At 65.6% G+C, this 15,824-nt stretch carries 14 protein-coding genes; 7 read left to right on the top strand and 7 right to left on the bottom strand.

Going from position 1 to position 15,824, the window contains the following annotated elements:
* Positions 1–37: 37 nt before the first annotated feature.
* The 7 genes from RPB_RS24430 to RPB_RS23490 form a co-directional block, all read right to left on the bottom strand.
* Entirely contained in the window at positions 38–166 is a 129-nt protein-coding gene (locus RPB_RS24430) for a DUF2474 domain-containing protein (RefSeq protein ID WP_198135144.1), read from the bottom strand.
* Positions 166–1,170, bottom strand: coding sequence for a cytochrome d ubiquinol oxidase subunit II (cydB, locus tag RPB_RS23515; RefSeq protein WP_011443536.1), 1,005 nt, complete (start codon positions 1,168–1,170; stop codon positions 166–168). The genes RPB_RS24430 and cydB overlap by 1 nt, the downstream gene beginning before the upstream one ends.
* 1 nt (position 1,171) lies before the next feature.
* Positions 1,172–2,578: a cytochrome ubiquinol oxidase subunit I gene (locus RPB_RS23510; protein ID WP_011443535.1), complete on the bottom strand. Its 1,407-nt coding sequence runs from the start codon at positions 2,576–2,578 to the stop codon at positions 1,172–1,174.
* A gap of 621 nt (positions 2,579–3,199) precedes the next feature.
* On the bottom strand, positions 3,200–3,811 hold the full coding sequence (locus RPB_RS23505) for a sigma-70 family RNA polymerase sigma factor (protein WP_011443533.1): 612 nt from the start codon (positions 3,809–3,811) through the stop codon (positions 3,200–3,202).
* A 195-nt stretch (positions 3,812–4,006) separates the two neighbouring features.
* Positions 4,007–4,750, bottom strand: coding sequence for a response regulator (locus RPB_RS23500; RefSeq protein ID WP_011443532.1), 744 nt, complete (start codon positions 4,748–4,750; stop codon positions 4,007–4,009).
* Entirely contained in the window at positions 4,747–6,483 is a 1,737-nt protein-coding gene (locus tag RPB_RS23495) for an ATP-binding response regulator (protein ID WP_011443531.1), read from the bottom strand. Before RPB_RS23495 ends, RPB_RS23500 begins: the two co-directional genes overlap by 4 nt.
* Positions 6,453–8,465, bottom strand: a complete 2,013-nt coding sequence (locus RPB_RS23490; RefSeq protein WP_011443530.1) for a sensor histidine kinase — start codon at positions 8,463–8,465, stop codon at positions 6,453–6,455. Before RPB_RS23490 ends, RPB_RS23495 begins: the two co-directional genes overlap by 31 nt.
* 273 nt (positions 8,466–8,738) lie before the next feature.
* On the opposite strand from RPB_RS23490, the gene ugpB reads away from it, so the two are divergent.
* The 7 genes from ugpB (at position 8,739) to RPB_RS23455 (ending at position 15,695) form a co-directional block, all read left to right on the top strand.
* Positions 8,739–10,085: a sn-glycerol-3-phosphate ABC transporter substrate-binding protein UgpB gene (gene ugpB / locus RPB_RS23485; protein ID WP_011443529.1), complete on the top strand. Its 1,347-nt coding sequence runs from the start codon at positions 8,739–8,741 to the stop codon at positions 10,083–10,085.
* Positions 10,082–10,450: a PilZ domain-containing protein gene (locus RPB_RS23480; protein WP_245258283.1), complete on the top strand. Its 369-nt coding sequence runs from the start codon at positions 10,082–10,084 to the stop codon at positions 10,448–10,450. The genes ugpB and RPB_RS23480 overlap by 4 nt, the downstream gene beginning before the upstream one ends.
* Positions 10,451–10,745: 295 nt before the next feature.
* Positions 10,746–11,954 (top strand): ABC transporter substrate-binding protein, encoded by a 1,209-nt coding sequence (locus RPB_RS23475; RefSeq protein WP_011443527.1) that lies wholly within the window; start codon positions 10,746–10,748, stop codon positions 11,952–11,954.
* Between the two features lie 270 nt (positions 11,955–12,224).
* A complete protein-coding gene (locus RPB_RS23470; protein ID WP_011443526.1) occupies positions 12,225–13,097 on the top strand; it encodes a branched-chain amino acid ABC transporter permease in 873 nt (290 codons plus the stop codon).
* A 108-nt stretch (positions 13,098–13,205) separates the two neighbouring features.
* Positions 13,206–14,237: a branched-chain amino acid ABC transporter permease gene (locus tag RPB_RS23465; RefSeq protein ID WP_011443525.1), complete on the top strand. Its 1,032-nt coding sequence runs from the start codon at positions 13,206–13,208 to the stop codon at positions 14,235–14,237.
* A complete protein-coding gene (locus tag RPB_RS23460) occupies positions 14,230–14,988 on the top strand; it encodes an ABC transporter ATP-binding protein (RefSeq protein ID WP_011443524.1) in 759 nt (252 codons plus the stop codon). The genes RPB_RS23465 and RPB_RS23460 overlap by 8 nt, the downstream gene beginning before the upstream one ends.
* The gene (locus RPB_RS23455; RefSeq protein WP_011443523.1) at positions 14,985–15,695 is read left to right on the top strand and encodes an ABC transporter ATP-binding protein; all 711 of its coding nucleotides are present in this window, start codon (positions 14,985–14,987) and stop codon (positions 15,693–15,695) included. The genes RPB_RS23460 and RPB_RS23455 overlap by 4 nt, the downstream gene beginning before the upstream one ends.
* Positions 15,696–15,824 lie beyond the last annotated feature (129 nt).

Genomic DNA, 15,824 nt, shown 5'->3' with positions numbered 1-15,824 from the left:
CCCCTCCCGACGCTGTCGCGCCGGGCTATTTATCATGTCAGCCCGGCGCGATCCACAACCGCAGGATCATCGACACCAGCACTACCGCACCGACGCCGCCGAGCCAGAGCGCTGCGAACCATAGCAACCGTCGCGACAGCGGGCCGGAAGGTTCAAAATCGGACATCAATGATAGCCGCTGTCGGGGTCGACCTTGCCGCGAAACACCCAATAGGCCCAGGCTGTGTAGACGAGGATGATCGGCACCAGGATCGCGACGCCGACCAGCATGAAGAGCTGGCTGCTCTCGGGCGCCGCCGCCTGCCAGACGGTGATGCTCCGCGGCACCACATAGGGCCAGATGCTGATGCCGAGCCCGGCATAGGACAGCGCGAACAGGCACAGCGTCAGCAGGAACGGCTGGTAGTCGCGGCGCTGCGTCAGCGCCCGCAGCAGCAGCGCGGTGACGATCGCCACGGCGAGCGGCACTTGCGCGGTGGCGAGCACGTTCGGCCAGGCGAACCAGCGTTCCGAATAGTCGTAGCTCAGGAACGGCGTCGCGGCGCTGACGGCGACGATCGCGATCAGCATCGCCAGCAGCAGCCAGCGGCTCAGCCGATAGGCCTGGTCGCGCAGTTCGCCGGTGGTCTTCATCACCAGCCAGGTGGCGCCGAGCAGCGCGTAGCCGGTCACCAGCGCCAGCCCGGTCAGCACGCTGAACGGCGTCAGCCAGTCCCACCATCCGCCCGCATAGGCGCGACCCTCGACAGCGACGCCTTGCAGGATCGCGCCGAGCGCGATGCCCTGCGCCAGCGTCGCGATCAGCGAGCCGAGGAAGAAGGCGAGGTCCCAGCGGTTGCGCTCGCGCAGGCTGCGCCAGCGAAATTCGAACGCGACGCCGCGAAACACCAGGCCGAGCAGCATCGCGATGATCGGCGTATACAGCGCCGGCATCAGCACCGCATAGGCCAGCGGAAACGCCGCGAACAGGCCGCCGCCGCCGAGCACCAGCCAGGTCTCGTTGCCGTCCCACACCGGCGCGACGCTGTTCATCACGACATCGCGGTCGCGCTTGGTGCGAAACAGCGGAAACAGAATGCCGAGGCCGAGGTCGAAGCCGTCCATCACCACATAGACGAACACCGCGAACGCGATGATGAGGGCCCAGATGGTCGCGAGATCGTAATCCATGTCAGCCCAACCTGCGGGTGGCGATCGCGGGCGCCGGCGTGATGCCGGCGGCGCGTGCGGGGGTTTCGCCGGGCGGCCCCTCCTCGCCGTGATGCGGCGGGTGCGCCATCAGCCGCAGGATGTAAACGGTGCCTGCGATGAACACGGCGAAATACACGATCACGAAGGCGATCAGCGACGACGCCACCGCGGGCGCGGCGAGCGGCGAGACCGAATCCACCGTGCGCAGCAGCCCGAACACGGTGAAAGGCTGCCGTCCGGTTTCGGTCGTGACCCAGCCGGCCAGCACCGCGACGAAGCCGGCTGGCCCCATCATCAGCGCGAACCGGTGCGTCGGCCGCGAGTCGTACAGCCGGCCGCGCCAGCGCACCCACAGACCGAGAAATCCGAGCGCGGCCATCAGCAGCCCGAGCCCGACCATGATCCGGAACGACCAAAAAGTGATCGGCACCGGCGGCCAGTCTTCACGCGGCACGGTGTCGAGGCCGGCGAGCGGCGCGTCGAGCGAATGCTTCAGGATCAGCGACGACAGTTTGGGAATTTCCAGCGCATAGCGCACCACCGCGGCGTCCTGGTCCGGCAGGCCGAACAGGATGAAGGGAGCGCCGTCGGGGTGGCTCTGGTAGTGCCCCTCCATCGCCATCACCTTGGCGGGCTGGTGCTCCAGCGTATTGAGACCATGGAGATCGCCGGCGAAGATCTGGATCGGGGCGACGATCATCAGCATCCACATCGCCATCGAGAACATCATCCGCGCGCCCGGCTGCCGTGAATTCTTCAGCAGATGGTAGGCGCCGACCGCCCCGACCACGAGCGATGTGGTCAGATATGCCGCCAGTACCATATGGACGAGACGATACGGAAACGACGGGTTGAAGATCAGCTTGAACCAGTCGGCGGCGACGAACTGGCCGTCGGCGTTGACCGCGTAGCCGGCCGGCGTGTGCATCCAGGAATTAGCCGACAGGATCCAGAACGCCGACATCAGCGTGCCGATCGCCACCATCAGCGTCGCCATGAAATGCAGCTTGGGGCCGACCCGCTTGAGGCCGAACAGCATCACGCCGAGGAATCCGGCCTCGAGGAAGAACGCCGTCAGCACCTCGTAGGCCATCAGCGGGCCGAGCACGGGCCCGGTCTTGTCGGAAAACACCGACCAGTTGGTACCGAACTGGTACGACATCACGATGCCGGACACGACGCCCATGCCGAACGCGATGGCGAAGATCTTCAGCCAGTAATTGAACAGGTTGATGAAGACCTCGCGCCCGGTCCACAGCCACAGCGCTTCGAGAACGGCGAGAAAGCTCGCCAGGCCGATCGAGAAGGCGGGGAAGATGATGTGAAACGAAACCGTAAAGGCGAACTGCGCGCGCGCCAGAACGACGGGGTCCAGGGATTCGAACATATGACTGATCCGCGGCCATGACGGGCGGACAACGCGAGACCACCCGAAACGATCCTATCGTTGCGACAGGATGATGCCTAGCTGTTACCCGATGACAGGGCCGGGACGCGCTAGGCCATATTGTCCTAGATCAATTCTGGTTCTCGTCGAATGAGAGCCAAAAAGAGATTGTCGATCTGACGCATTTACTCACGCCGACCGGTATCCACGTCGCTCGAGAGTTCGCCCGTTTGCAACAGGCTGCTGGTGGTGTCGGGATGATGACCCATGCGCGTGCCGTCGCGCGACTCCGGTGCAAAAAGCAAAACCCGGGCGGGGGGCATCCCGTCCGGGTCGCTGGAGGTCTGAGATGGTGACGCAACCTTTGAGAAACCTGCTCTCGAAATTCGGGCACCGTCTTGTCCGGCGCAGGAATCAATCTAGCAGCGAAATCTTTCCGGCAGATGTCATTGAATGTTTCAATTGTGTCGTTGCCGTCGATCGCTGCCGACAGGGCCGACATGGCATTGTCGTAGCATTGTCCAATGGGGCGGTGAATTCCGCCGAAAAAGATCTTCTCTAAACAAGCCGTTCGGCCGAGGCGGCGGCGGACCGCGCCGCTGACCGGATCAGGCCGCCGGATCAGGCGGCCATGGTCTCGACGCCGTGGCGCTTCAGCAGTTCGGCAAGCTGTTTGCGGGCATAGAACATCCGGGTCTTCACCGTGCTCTGCGGAATGCCGACGAGGCGGCCGACCTCTTCGACCGACTTCTCGTGATAATAGACGAGGTGGATGATCTCGCGATGCGCCGGCGACAGCTTGGCGATGCAGCTGCGCAGAATGTCGCTGGTGCGGCTGCGGTCGAGCGCGGCTTCGGGCGTATCGGCGCCGTCGGGAATCTCCAGCACGTCGTCCTGATCGATGTCTTCATGCTGGCGCTGGCGAAGCGCGGTGAGCGCCTTGAAGCGGGCGATCGACAGCAGCCAGGTCGAGACCTGGGCACGGCCTTCGAACTGCCGGGCGGTGCGCCAGACATCGAGAAAAACCTGGCTGACGAGATCTTCCGCCGTCGCGCCGTCACGCACCATGCGCAGGATGAAGCGGTAAACCCGCACGTTGTGACGGGAATAAAGCGTGTGCATCGAAGTCCGGTCGCCGGCGGCAATATTGGCCAGCAGCATATCGTCTGTGGTGGCCTGCGCGGCAGCAATGCCCTGGCGGCCTGCGTCGTTGATGGCAATGACGTTCTGCATGAATGGCTCCCGTTATCCGCCGCGCTCCCCCGCGGCGTCGTTGGGAGCTTTACTAGTCAGGCCGCATTTCAGGACGTCTGCGCGAACGGCCGAAAATGGTTTCGTGACCGGGAGAAATGTTTCGTCGCAATTGCGGCGAAGAAACATTGCGACAAAAAGTCCTGCAATTCCAGAGAGGTCGGGGTGCGTTCGCGCTCAGGGACGCTCGGCGGCCGGCGAGAACAAATAGCCTCCGCCGCGAATTGTCCGGATCACGGCCGGCTTCGTCGGATCCGGCTCGATCTTGCGCCGAATCCGCATGATCCGCAGGTCGACGGCGCGGTCGAACGCCTCCGCGTCGCGGGCATTGGCGAGTTCGAGCAGCCGTTCGCGCGACAGTACCCGCTTGGGATTGGCGGCGAACACCTTCAGGAGGCCGAATTCGGACGCCGTCAGCGGATGTTCGTTGCCGTCGTCGTCGCGCAGCGCCTGGGCCTCGAGGTCGAGCCATTTGGTGCCGAACCGCACGAGCTGCTCGGGGGCGGCTTTGGTCGGTGCCGCGGCCGAAGCAGGGGCTGCGGTGGGGCGCGGCGCCGAACGGCGCAGCACCGAGCGGATCCGGGCCATCAACTCCCGCAGCTCGCACGGCTTGGCGACATAATCGTCGGCGCCGAGCTCGAGGCCGACCACGCGGTCGATCGGGCTGGCGGTCGCGGTCAGCATGATCACCGGCACATTGGTCTTGGCCTTGAGGTCACGGATGATTGACAGGCCATCCTCCTCCGGCATGTTGAGATCGAGCACCACGAGGTCGGGGACCTTGGTTTCGATCTCGGCGCGCAGGCTCTTGCCGCCGTCGCACAGCGTCACGGCGAAGCCGTGCATGCGCAGATAGTCGCCGACCATTTCGCGGGCAGGGGCTTCGTCGTCGACGACGATGATGTGCGGGCTGTGGCTCATGATGCGGGCGATGCGGGCAGGGTGATGGTGAAGGTCGCGCCCTGGCCAGGGCCGGGGCTGTGGGCGCCGACATTGCCGCCGTGCATGTCGATGATCTTCTTGACGATCGACAGGCCGAGCCCGGTCGAGCTCTCGCCGGCGGTCGGCTTGGCGGAGAGGCGCTGGAACCGGCCGAAAAGCCGGCTCAGATCCTCCGGCGACAGGCCGGCGCCCTCGTCGGTGACGCGGACGACGGTGTTGGCGTCGTCGCCGTCGACCTGCAGCGCGATCTTGCCGCCGATCGGACTGTATTTGATGGCGTTGCTGACCAGATTGTCGATCGCCTCGCGCACCCGATCGGCGTCGCACATCGTCATCCGGGCGTCGGGGATCGACACCGAGATCGCCTGCTGCTTGTTCTGCGCCATCGGCCGGTTGGCCTCGGCCACTTCGGCGACCAATGCGGCGAGATCGACCGCCTCGCGCCGGATCGAAATGTCGAAGGCGTCGGCCATCGCATCTGAGATCAGGTGGTCCACCATCGAGGTCAGCCGCCGCGTCGCCTCGCGGATGTGATCGACCTGGGCGATGACGTTTTCCTTGGGCGAATCGGCGCCGATCAGTTCGGTCAGCATCTCGGTGCGGCCGAGGATGACGCCAAGTGGATTCTTCAGGTCGTGGGCGACGGTGCCGAGAATCTCGTTCTTGAAGGCGTTGGCGCGCTGCAACCGCATCCATTGCGTCGACAGCCGGCGATTGGCCTGGGTCAGCGCGCGGGTGCGCTGCGCGACCCGGTCCTCGAGCTGGGTGTTGGCCTCGTGGAGCTGCTTGTAGAGGATCACATTGTCGAATGCGATCGACAGCCGGCTACCGAAAATCTCGACCAGCGAGCGGTCGGTGTCGGTGAGTTCACGCTCGGCCTGCAGCAGCACCACGACCTCGCGCCCGCTGCCGGTCCGGACATACAGCACGGTGCGTTGATCGGCGAATTCGTGCTTGCGGCGTCGGAACGCCTCCTCGACCATTTGCCGCAGGTCCTGATCGAGCGGCCGGATACCGGCCGAACCGATGAAGCGGCTGTAACAGCCGGAGCCGGCCAGCACCGAAAAATCGTCGCCGGCGTCGCGCAGCACCAGGATTCCCGCGCAGTCGACATTGAGCAGCGAGGCGATCTGGGTCAGCACGCCTTCGGCCAGCCGCTGCATCGATTTGAAATCGTACAACGTGGAGGCGGCGTCGATGATGATCTCGAGCCCGCGCCGCGTCTGCACCATCCGCTCCAGTTGCTGGTAGCTGCGCAGTGCGGCGGTCAGCGACGTGAACAGCTTGTCGGCGGTGAGCTCGGTCTTGGCCTTGTAGTCGTTGATGTCGTAGTCGACGATCACCCGGCGTTCCGGCGCCTGGCCCGGCTGGCCGGTGCGCAGGATGATGCGAACGGTCTCGTTGCGCATCTCGTTGCGGATGAACTCGACCAGTTCGAGCCCGGCCGCGTCCGACTCCATGATGACGTCGAGCAGCACCGCGGCAATGTCGGGATTGGCCCGCATCAGTTCGCGGCCCTCGGCGCCCGAATAGGCCGAGAGGATTTCCAGGGTCTGGCCGTTGAGATTGTAGTCGCTGAGCGCGAAGCGGGTGCCCTCGTGGACGGCGGGATCGTCGTCGATCACCGCGATCTTCCACCGCTTGGTGTTCGACGGCTCGGGCCCGGGCTCGGTATCTTCGATCAGCTGGAGGATATCGTCCTGGTCGGCCATTTCACATTTCCGTCGATGGGCGTGTCGGCGTCGGTCGGCCCGCCGGTGGCGGTGCGGGGCATGATAATGCGAAAAGTCGTGCCTTGTCCCAGCCTTGATTCCAGCATCATCCGCCCGCCGAGCTGCTGGGTGACCAGATTGTAAACGATGTGCAGGCCGAGCCCGGTGCCGCCTTCGTTGCGGCGGGTGGTGAAGAACGGGTCGAACGCCTGGCGCTGCACGTCGGGGGTCATGCCGGCGCCGTTGTCGGCGAACACGATCTCGACGTCGTCGCCGCGTGGTCGCGCGGTGATGGCGATCCGGCCGGCGCGGCCGTCGGCGAAGGCGTGGTTGGCGGCGTTGAGGAACAGGTTGGTCAGGATCTGGCCGTAAGCGCCCGGATAGCCGTCGATCACCAGGCCGTCGGGCACGTCGATCGCGAGCTCGATCGGCGCCCGTTTCAGCACCGGCTTGAGGCTGGCGACGATCTGGTCGGTGGCCTCGTGCAGATTGAATTGCCGGCGTTCGGCGTGGGAGCGGTCGACCGCGACCTGTTTGAACGACTGGATCAGTTCGGCGGCGCGTTGCAGGTTGGCGACCAACTGCTGCGCGGCGTCGCGGGAGGAGCGGACGAATTCGTCGAGCTGCGACCGCCGCAGCGGCGCATCGCCTTTCAGATCCGCCTCGAACATCGTCGTCTTGCGGCTGAAGCTCGACGCTACCGTCAGGCTGATTCCGATCGGGTTGTTGACCTCGTGGGCGACGCCGGCCACGAGTCCGCCGAGCGCCGCCAGCCGTTCGGCGTCGATCAAATTCTGCTGCGCGGCATTCAATTCGAGCAGCGCGCTCTCGGCCTTCTCCTTGGAGGCGCGCAGATCGTCTTCGGCCCGGCGCTTGTCGATGGCGTTCTCGCGGAACACCTCGACCGCGCGGGCCATCGCGCCGACTTCGTCGCGGGCTTCGGTGCCGGCGACGCGGCGGCCGTAGTCGCCGGAGGTGATCGCGTGCATCGCCGCCAAAATCTGTTGCAGAGGCAGCCGAATGCTGAGCGCGATCAGGGTGCCGACGATCATGATCACGCCGATGAAGATCACCGCGATCCACAGCACCTTGCGCGAGATGCCGGTGAGCGTCCGGTCGAACGTCTCCTGCGCTTTCTGTTCGCGCTGGCGCATCTTCACCGAGAGCGCATCGATCGCGCCGATGGTCGAGGCCTGGCTGGCGTCGATCGCATTGCGCAGCAGATCGCTGCGGCTCGCGAGCTGATCCGACAGCGTCTGCAGTCCGTCGCGGAGGGCGGCGACGCGGGCTTTCAGCCGCTGCAGCGCCATCTTCTGCAGGTCGTTGTCGGCGAACTCGATCATCACCGGCACGGTGCGCTCGATCGTCTCGGTGTTGCGACGGGCGTCCTCGGCGGCCTGTTTGGACAGCGACAGATAGTACGAATTGGCCGCCACCAACATCGCCGTGAAGGCCTCGCGCGAGCGGCCGAGCGGCGGCCAGATCGCCGCATCGCGCCGCCCGGTCGCGCCCTCGATGATCGAATACAGCCCGGCGATGTCGCGCGCCGGCCCCTGCACCTGGTTTTCGTAGGTGTCCTTGATCTTGCCCTGCAGCGCGCGCAGGTCGCCGAAGCCGTTGAGGAAGCGTTCGGTCACGCGCTCGAGCTCGGCGACCGATCCCGACAGCATCGGGTCGGTCGATGCGCGATTGGTGAGCGTGCCCAGCACCGCCTCGCGCAGCAGCAGGATTTCGGCGAACAGGTCCGGGCTCGGCTGATTGATGTAGCGGTGGATCAGGTTCTGCAGCCGGCTGGTCTCGCTCTCCAGCAGCGCCAGGACTTTGTCGGATTCGCGGACCTGGCGGACGTCGTCCCAGGCCGAGCTCAGCACCCGCGCGCCGCTCCAGATCATGCTGGCGAGGATCAGCACCACCAGCGAGTTCAGCGCCGCGATCGACAGGATGCGCCAGCGGATCGGGACCGCGCGCACCAGCCCGACCATGCCGGACCGGCTCGCAAGGCTCGCTTGCGCGTCGCTGCTGTTGTCCTGGCGCTGGTCTACCGGGTCCAACTCATTCGGCCTTGCGGATGGTGAGCGCTGCGTTGTGTGAGACGACAGCACATGACGAGAGGGTGGCGAATGCCGGCCCGATCACGGCGGCGGCTGCGCTGGGCATCGCGGCTCGACTGGACAGCGGCAAGTTCGATCCCATAAGGTTGTGCCCCGCGACCGGGGCCGGAGAAGTCCCGACAATCTAGCAGACTGGCATAGGAAATGGCTATCGGGAGTGATCGGCGATGCGGACGAGCCAGGATCCTACTGATATCCGCGGTTGTTCTGCTTGCAATCGCCGTGGGCAACGCCCCCGCCCAGGCGGCGACCGAGATCGCATGGTGGCACGCGATGTCCGGCCAACTCGGCCGGGAGCTCGAAAAGCTCGCCGCGGACTTCAACACGTCGCAATCCGACTACCGTGTGGTGCCCACCTACAAGGGCAACTACACCGAGGCGGTGACTGCCGCGATTTTCGCCTTCCGCTCGTCGAGCCAGCCGGCGATCGTGCAGGTCAACGAGATCGCGACCGCCACGATGATGGCGGCGAAAGGCGCGGTCTATCCGGTCTACGAATTGATGCGCGACGAAAAGGAAGCGTTCTCTCCGTCGGACTACCTTCCCGCGGTCGCCGGCTATTATACCGATCTGGCCGGCAACATGCTGTCGTTTCCGTTCAACGCCTCGACCCCGATGCTGTACTACAACAAGTCGATGTTCAGAAAGGTCGGCCTCGACCCCGAGACGCCGCCGGCGACATGGCCTGACGTCGGCGCCGCGGCGAAGCGGCTGGTCGCCGCCGGGGTGCCGTGCGGACTCACCACGTCGTGGCCGTCCTGGGTCAATGTCGAGAATTTCTCCGCCTATCACAACCTCCCGCTCGCGACCCGGGCGAACGGCCTCGGCGGGATGGATGCAGTACTGGTCTTCAACAATCCCGTCCTGGTTCGGCACATCGCCGAACTGGCGGAATGGCAGAAGACCAGGGTATTCGACTATGGTGGCCGCGCCACCGCCACGGAGCCGCGATTCCAGCGGGGCGATTGCGGTATCTTCGTCGGCTCCTCGGCGACCCGCGCCGATATCATCGCCAATTCCAAATTCGAGGTCGGTTACGGCCGGCTGCCGTTCTGGCCGGACGTCGCCGGCGCGCCGCAAAACACCATTATCGGCGGCGCGACGCTGTGGGTGCTGCGCGGCCGGCCGGCCGACGAATACAAAGGCGTCGCCAAGTTCTTCGCCTATCTGTCGCGCGCCGACGTGCAGGCCGCCTGGCATCAAAACACGGGCTATCTGCCGGTGACGCGCGCCGCCTACGAACTGACGCGCGCGCAGGGATTCTACGAACGCAATCCCGGCACGGCGATCTCGATCGAGCAGATGACCCTGAAGCCGCCGACCGACAATTCGCGCGGATTGCGACTGGGCTCCTTCGTCCTGATCCGCGACGTCATTGACGACGAGCTCGAACAGGCGTTCAGCGGCCGAAAGCCGGCGCAGGCGGCAATGGATTCCGCGGTCGAGCGCGGCAACAAGCTGCTGCGTCAGTTCGAACGGACCCAACCATGAGCGGCATCGGCCGTTGGCCGCGTCGATCGATGGCGCCGGAATATCGCGGGCAGCGCGGGGTTGGATCCGTGCTGAAACCGCTGATCATCGGCTGCGGTAGCTGTCGAGAACAGATGGAATACGCAGTGGACGACAAGCGAAGACTCCCCCGCAGCGACATCGAGGAACCGGCCCATGTTTCGTTCGGCGGGACGAGCCTCGGATGTGTGGTCCGCAACATCTCCGCAGACGGAGCCGCCATCGAGGTGGCGAACGCCGCCTACATCCCGGAGCGTTTTCGCCTGGTGATGATCGCCGGCGACGTGCGCCAGTGCCGCCTGGTCTGGATCAAGCAGAACCGCATCGGCGTGGCGTTCGAGGGGTAGCTCAGTTGCGCTGAACTCGGCGCCACCAGCCGCTACTGAGCAAGCTCTCGCTTATCCACGGGTGGAGGTCGGATCGCGAAGCGATCCAAGGGGGAGGGCTATCCGCCCAAGGCCACTCCACTAAGGTCTTCCATCCTGACCTGCACTATAGTTCTTGCCTTACCTGCATCCTGAATTATGCTGCCACAAGGTTCGGGGCCTGGCGCGCTCGTGCGAAGGTGGCGATGTCGCTTTCGGACGGGATGCTCGGTCACAAGAACAAATCACCGAACGACACCATCAAGGGGAGAACGCCATGTCCACGATCCGACGTTTGCCGCCGCTATCCCGGCGTGCGCTGCTGACCGGCGCCGCGGGCGCCGCCACCATTGCAGTCGCGCCGCGCTTCGCCACGCCCGCCATCGCGCAGACCTCGCCGCTCAAGGTCGGGCTGATGCTGCCCTACACCGGCACGTTCGCGAAGCTCGGCCAGTTCATCGACGACGGCTTCCGGCTGCGCGTCGAGCAGGCCGGCGGTAAGCTCGGCGGGCGTGATGTGACCTTCGTGCAGGTCGACGACGAGTCCAAGCCGGAGGCCGCCACCGACAACATGAATCGCCTGGTCGGCCGTGAGAAGGTCGACGTCGTGGTCGGCACCGTGCATTCCGGCGTCGCGATGGCGATGGTCAAGGTCGCGCGCGATAGCGGCACGCTGCTGATCATTCCCAACGCCGGCGCCAACGACGCCACCGGACCGGCCTGCGCGCCGAACATCTTCCGCACCTCGTTCTCGAACTGGCAGACCACCTTCCCGATGGGCAAGGTGATGGCGGACGCGGGCATCAAGAATGTCGTCACCATCACCTGGAAGTACACCGCCGGCGCCGAAATGGTCGGCGCCTTCGCGGAGAACTTCACCAGGAACGGCGGCAAGATCGTCGAGGATCTGACGCTGCCGTTCCCGCAGGTCGAATTCCAGGCGCTGATCACGCGCATCGCGCAGCTCAAACCCGACGCGGTGTTCAGCTTCTTCGCCGGCGGCGGCGCGGTGAAATTCGTCAAGGACTACGCCGCGGCGGGCCTCAACAAGACGATTCCGCTGTATGGCGCGGGCTTTCTCACCGACGGCACCATCGAGGCGCAGGGCGAGGCGGCCAACGGGATCAAGACGACGCTGCACTACGCCGACAATCTCGACAACCCCGCCAACGTCGCCTTCCTCAAGGCGTTCAAGGCCAAGACCCAGAAGGACGGCGACATCTACGCGGTGCAGGGCTTTGACGCCGCCGCGCTGCTCGATATCGGCCTCGGCGCGGTGAAGGGCGATGCCGGCGCGCGCGACACGATGATCAAGGCGATGGCGGCGGCCAAGATCGACAGTCCGCGCGGGCCGCTGTCGTTCAACAAGGCGCACAACCCGATCCAGAATATCTATCTGCGCGAGGTGAAGAACGGCCGCAACGAAATGGTGTCGATCGCGCAAGCCGCTGTCGACGACCCGGCGCGCGGCTGCAAGATGACGTGACACCAAGTGCAGCGTCATGCGCGGGCTCGACCCGCGCATCCATCTTCTTCGGAAGATGGATTGCCGGGTCGAGCCCGGCAATGACGGGGGCACGGGAGAGGGGTTGGAGCGGCAAAGCAACTAACAAGCACCGTCATTCCGGGGCGCGCGAAGCGCGAACCCGGAATCCATACTCCCTGACGGTGGTTATGGATTCCGGGTTCGCGAGTTGCGCTCGCGCCCCGGAATGACGAACGCGAGCGGAGTAATCGTGCAGTTAGGCCTTAAGCCATGGACCTGATCACCTTCGGCGTGCAGCTCCTGAATGCCGTCCAATACGGCATGGTGCTGTTCCTGGTCGCCAGCGGGCTAACGCTGGTGTTCGGCATTCTCGGCGTGATCAATCTCGCGCATGGCGCGTTCTACATGCTCGGCGCGTATCTGGCCTATTGGATCGCGCTCATGACCGGCAACTTTCTGGTCGCGCTGGTCGGCGGCGTCGCGATCGCTTTCGTGCTCGGGCTGGCGCTGGAAAGCGTATTCATCCGCTGGCTGTACGGCCGCGATCATCTGGCGCAGGTGCTGCTGTCGTTCGGGCTGATCCTGGTGATCGACGAGGCGCGGCAACTGCTGTTCGGCAAGGACGTGCATTCGGTGGCGCCGCCGGACTGGTTGTCCGGCTCGCTCCAGCTCACCGACAATCTGTCTTATCCAGTCTATCGCCTCGCGATATGCGTGTTCTGTCTGGCGGTCGCGGCGCTGATCTTTTTCGTGATCACCCGGACCAAGATCGGCATGATCGTCCGCGCCGGCGCCGAGAACCGCGAGATGACCCGGGTGCTGGGCATCGACTACGACAAGGTCAACCGCCTCGTCTTCGCCACCGGCATTGCGCTGGCCGCCCTCGGCGGCATCGTCACCGCGCCGATGTCGACGGTTTATCCGGGCATGGGTGACGGCATGCTGATCCTGAGCTTCGTGGTCGTGGTGCTCGGCGGCATCGGCTCGGTTGCCGGCGCCGCGGTCGGCGCGCTGCTGATCGGCTTCACCGACACCTTCGGCAAGGTGTTCTTCCCGAGCGTGTCCGGCATGCTGATCTATCTGCTGATGGCGATCGTCCTGCTGTGGCGCCCGAACGGCATTCTGGGCCGGCGGGAGGTGTGAGATGAAGCGTCTCTCCGCCCCCGCCGTCATGCCCGGGCTCGTCCCGGGCATCCACGAATCGACGCCTGCTTCGACGCAAGAACGTGGATGGCCGGGACGAGCCCGGCCATGACGAACGAAAGGACGAGCCTGATCCGATCAAGCGCACTGCCGGCAATCTGTCTGATCGCCGCACTCGCGCTGCCCTTCGTCGTGCCGGTGTACTACGTACAATTCGCCAGCAAGGCGCTGATTCTCGGCGTGCTGGCGATGGCGCTCAATCTGGTGGTCGGGCAGGGCGGGCTGGTGTCGCTGTGCCATGCCGCATTCTTTGGCCTGGCCGGCTACGTGCTGGCGCTGATGTCACCGAAATACGACGCGGCGTCGTTGCTCCTGACGTGGCCTGCCGCAGTGCTGGCGGCGAGTTTTGCCGCACTGGTGATCGGGGCGTTGGCGCTGCGCACCCGCGGCGTATACTTCATCATGGTGACGCTCGCTTTCGGTGAAATGCTGTTCTACCTGTTTCACGATGCCGACTTCGCCGGCGGCTCCGATGGCGCCTTCATCAACGTCAAGCCGGAATTGGTGATCGCGGGCGTCCGTCTGCTCGATCTCGACAAGCCGCTGACGTTCTACTTTCTCGTGCTCGGCGTCACCGTGGCGGCGATCGCGTTGCTGGTGACGGTGGTGCGCTCGCCGTTCGGCCACGCGCTGGCGGCGGCGCGCGACAATGAGCGCCGCGCCCGCGCGCTCGGCTTCCCGATCTTCCGCATTCGCCTCATCGCCTTCGTGCTGTCCGGTGCGCTCAGTGGCGTCGCCGGCTATCTCGCCGCGGTGCAGTTCGGCTTCGTCGCACCGCAGATGCTGGGCTGGCATCAGTCGGCGACGGTGCTGGTGATGGTGCTGATCGGTGGGCTCGGCACCGTGACCGGGCCGCTGATCGGTGCGCTGGTGCTGCTCGGGCTCGAGGAAGTGCTGAAAGCGAGCTTCGAGCACTGGAAACTGATCGAGGGCGTGATCGTGATCGCAATCGTACTGCTGCTGCCGAACGGCGTCCGCCAGCTTTGGCCGATGCTCGTGGGCGATCGCGAGCCGAAGTCCGTGCACGGCAAACAGACCACGCCGGCTCCGCGCCCGGCATCGGAGACCGGCCATGCCTGAACTCGGATTGCGCGCCGAACGGCTCGGCAAACGCTTCGGCGGCGTTCGCGCGGTCGCCGACGTGTCGGTCGACATCAAGCATGGCGAAATCCACGCGGTGATCGGGCCGAATGGTGCCGGCAAGTCGACGCTGATCAATCTGCTGTCGGGCGAACTCACCGCCAGCAGCGGCGAGATCCGACTCGGCGACGCCGACATCACCGGGCTCGCGCCGGACCGGCGCGCCCGCGCCGGAATTGGCCGCGCGTTTCAGAAGACCACGATCTTTCCGCGCTTCAGCGTGCACGAAAACGTTCGGCTCGCGGCGCAGGCGCGGTCGCGCGCCCCGCTGCGGATGTTCGGCGGGGCTTCGGCTGATCCCGCGGTGCAGCGCCGCACCTTGGAGGCGATCGGAAAGGCCGGGCTCGCCGGGCGCGAGGCGATCGTCGCCAATGTGCTCAGCCACGGCGAACAGCGCCAGCTCGAAATCGCGATGGTGCTCGCGACTAACCCTTCGATCATCCTGCTCGACGAGCCGCTCGCCGGCATGGGGCAAGCCGAAGCGCGCAGCATCATCGCGCTGATCGCGTCATTGCGCGAGCGCCATGCGGTGCTGATCGTCGAGCACGACATGGACGCGGTGTTCGAACTCGCCGACAGACTCACGGTGATGCAGGACGGCCAGGTGATCGCCTCGGGTTTGCCGCAAGACGTGCGCCGCCATCCCGCGGTGCGCGCGGCTTATCTCGGCAATCATGGAGACGCGGCATGACGGCGCTGCTGCGGGCCGAGCGGCTCGAGGCGTTCTACGGCGCGAGCCAGATCCTGCACGGCATCGACCTGTCGGTGGCGCGCGGCGAGCAGGTCGCACTGCTCGGCCGCAACGGCATGGGCAAGACCACGTTGCTGCGCGCGCTGATGGGGCTGGTACCGACCTGCCGAGGTCAGCGGCTTTTGTACGGCGATGATATCGCGGGCATTCCGCCCGATGCGATCGCGCGGCGCGGCGTCGCGTTGGTGCCGGAAGGCCGTGGCGTGTTCGGCGCGCTGTCGGTGGTGGAGAATCTCACCATGGCGGCGCGGCCCGGCCGCGACGGCCGCGCCACCTGGACTCTGCCGCGGATCTTCGAGCTGTTTCCGCGGCTCGCCGAGCGCCGCGGTCATGGCGGGCATCAACTCTCCGGCGGCGAGCAGCAGATGCTGACGATCGGCCGCGCGCTGATGACCAACCCGGATCTGCTGCTGATCGACGAAGCCACCGAAGGCCTGGCACCGCTGGTCGCGCAGGAAATCTGGCGCACCCTCGGAATCATCCGCGGCGAAGGCGTCGCCACGCTCGTGGTCGACAAGGATTTCCGCAGCCTGTCGGCGATCGCCGACCGCATGGTGCTGCTGGCGAAGGGCGTTGTCGTGTTCGACGGCGCGCCGGCGAAACTCGCCGCGCAGCCGGAGTTGTTGGAGCGGCATCTCGGGGTTTAGTTGCACACCCTCTCCCCACCCCGCCGTCATCCTGAGGCGCCGCCGCGCAGCGGCGGCCTCGAAGGATGAGCCTCAATCGCAGTGCTGGCCGCCGCATCCTTCGAGGCTCGCCCGTGCGGGCGAGCACCT

Source organism: Rhodopseudomonas palustris HaA2, assembly GCF_000013365.1.
Lineage (GTDB): Bacteria > Pseudomonadota > Alphaproteobacteria > Rhizobiales > Xanthobacteraceae > Rhodopseudomonas > Rhodopseudomonas palustris_J.
Note: the sequence above shows the minus strand (reverse complement) of the source record. Positions and strands in the feature narration are given on the sequence as shown.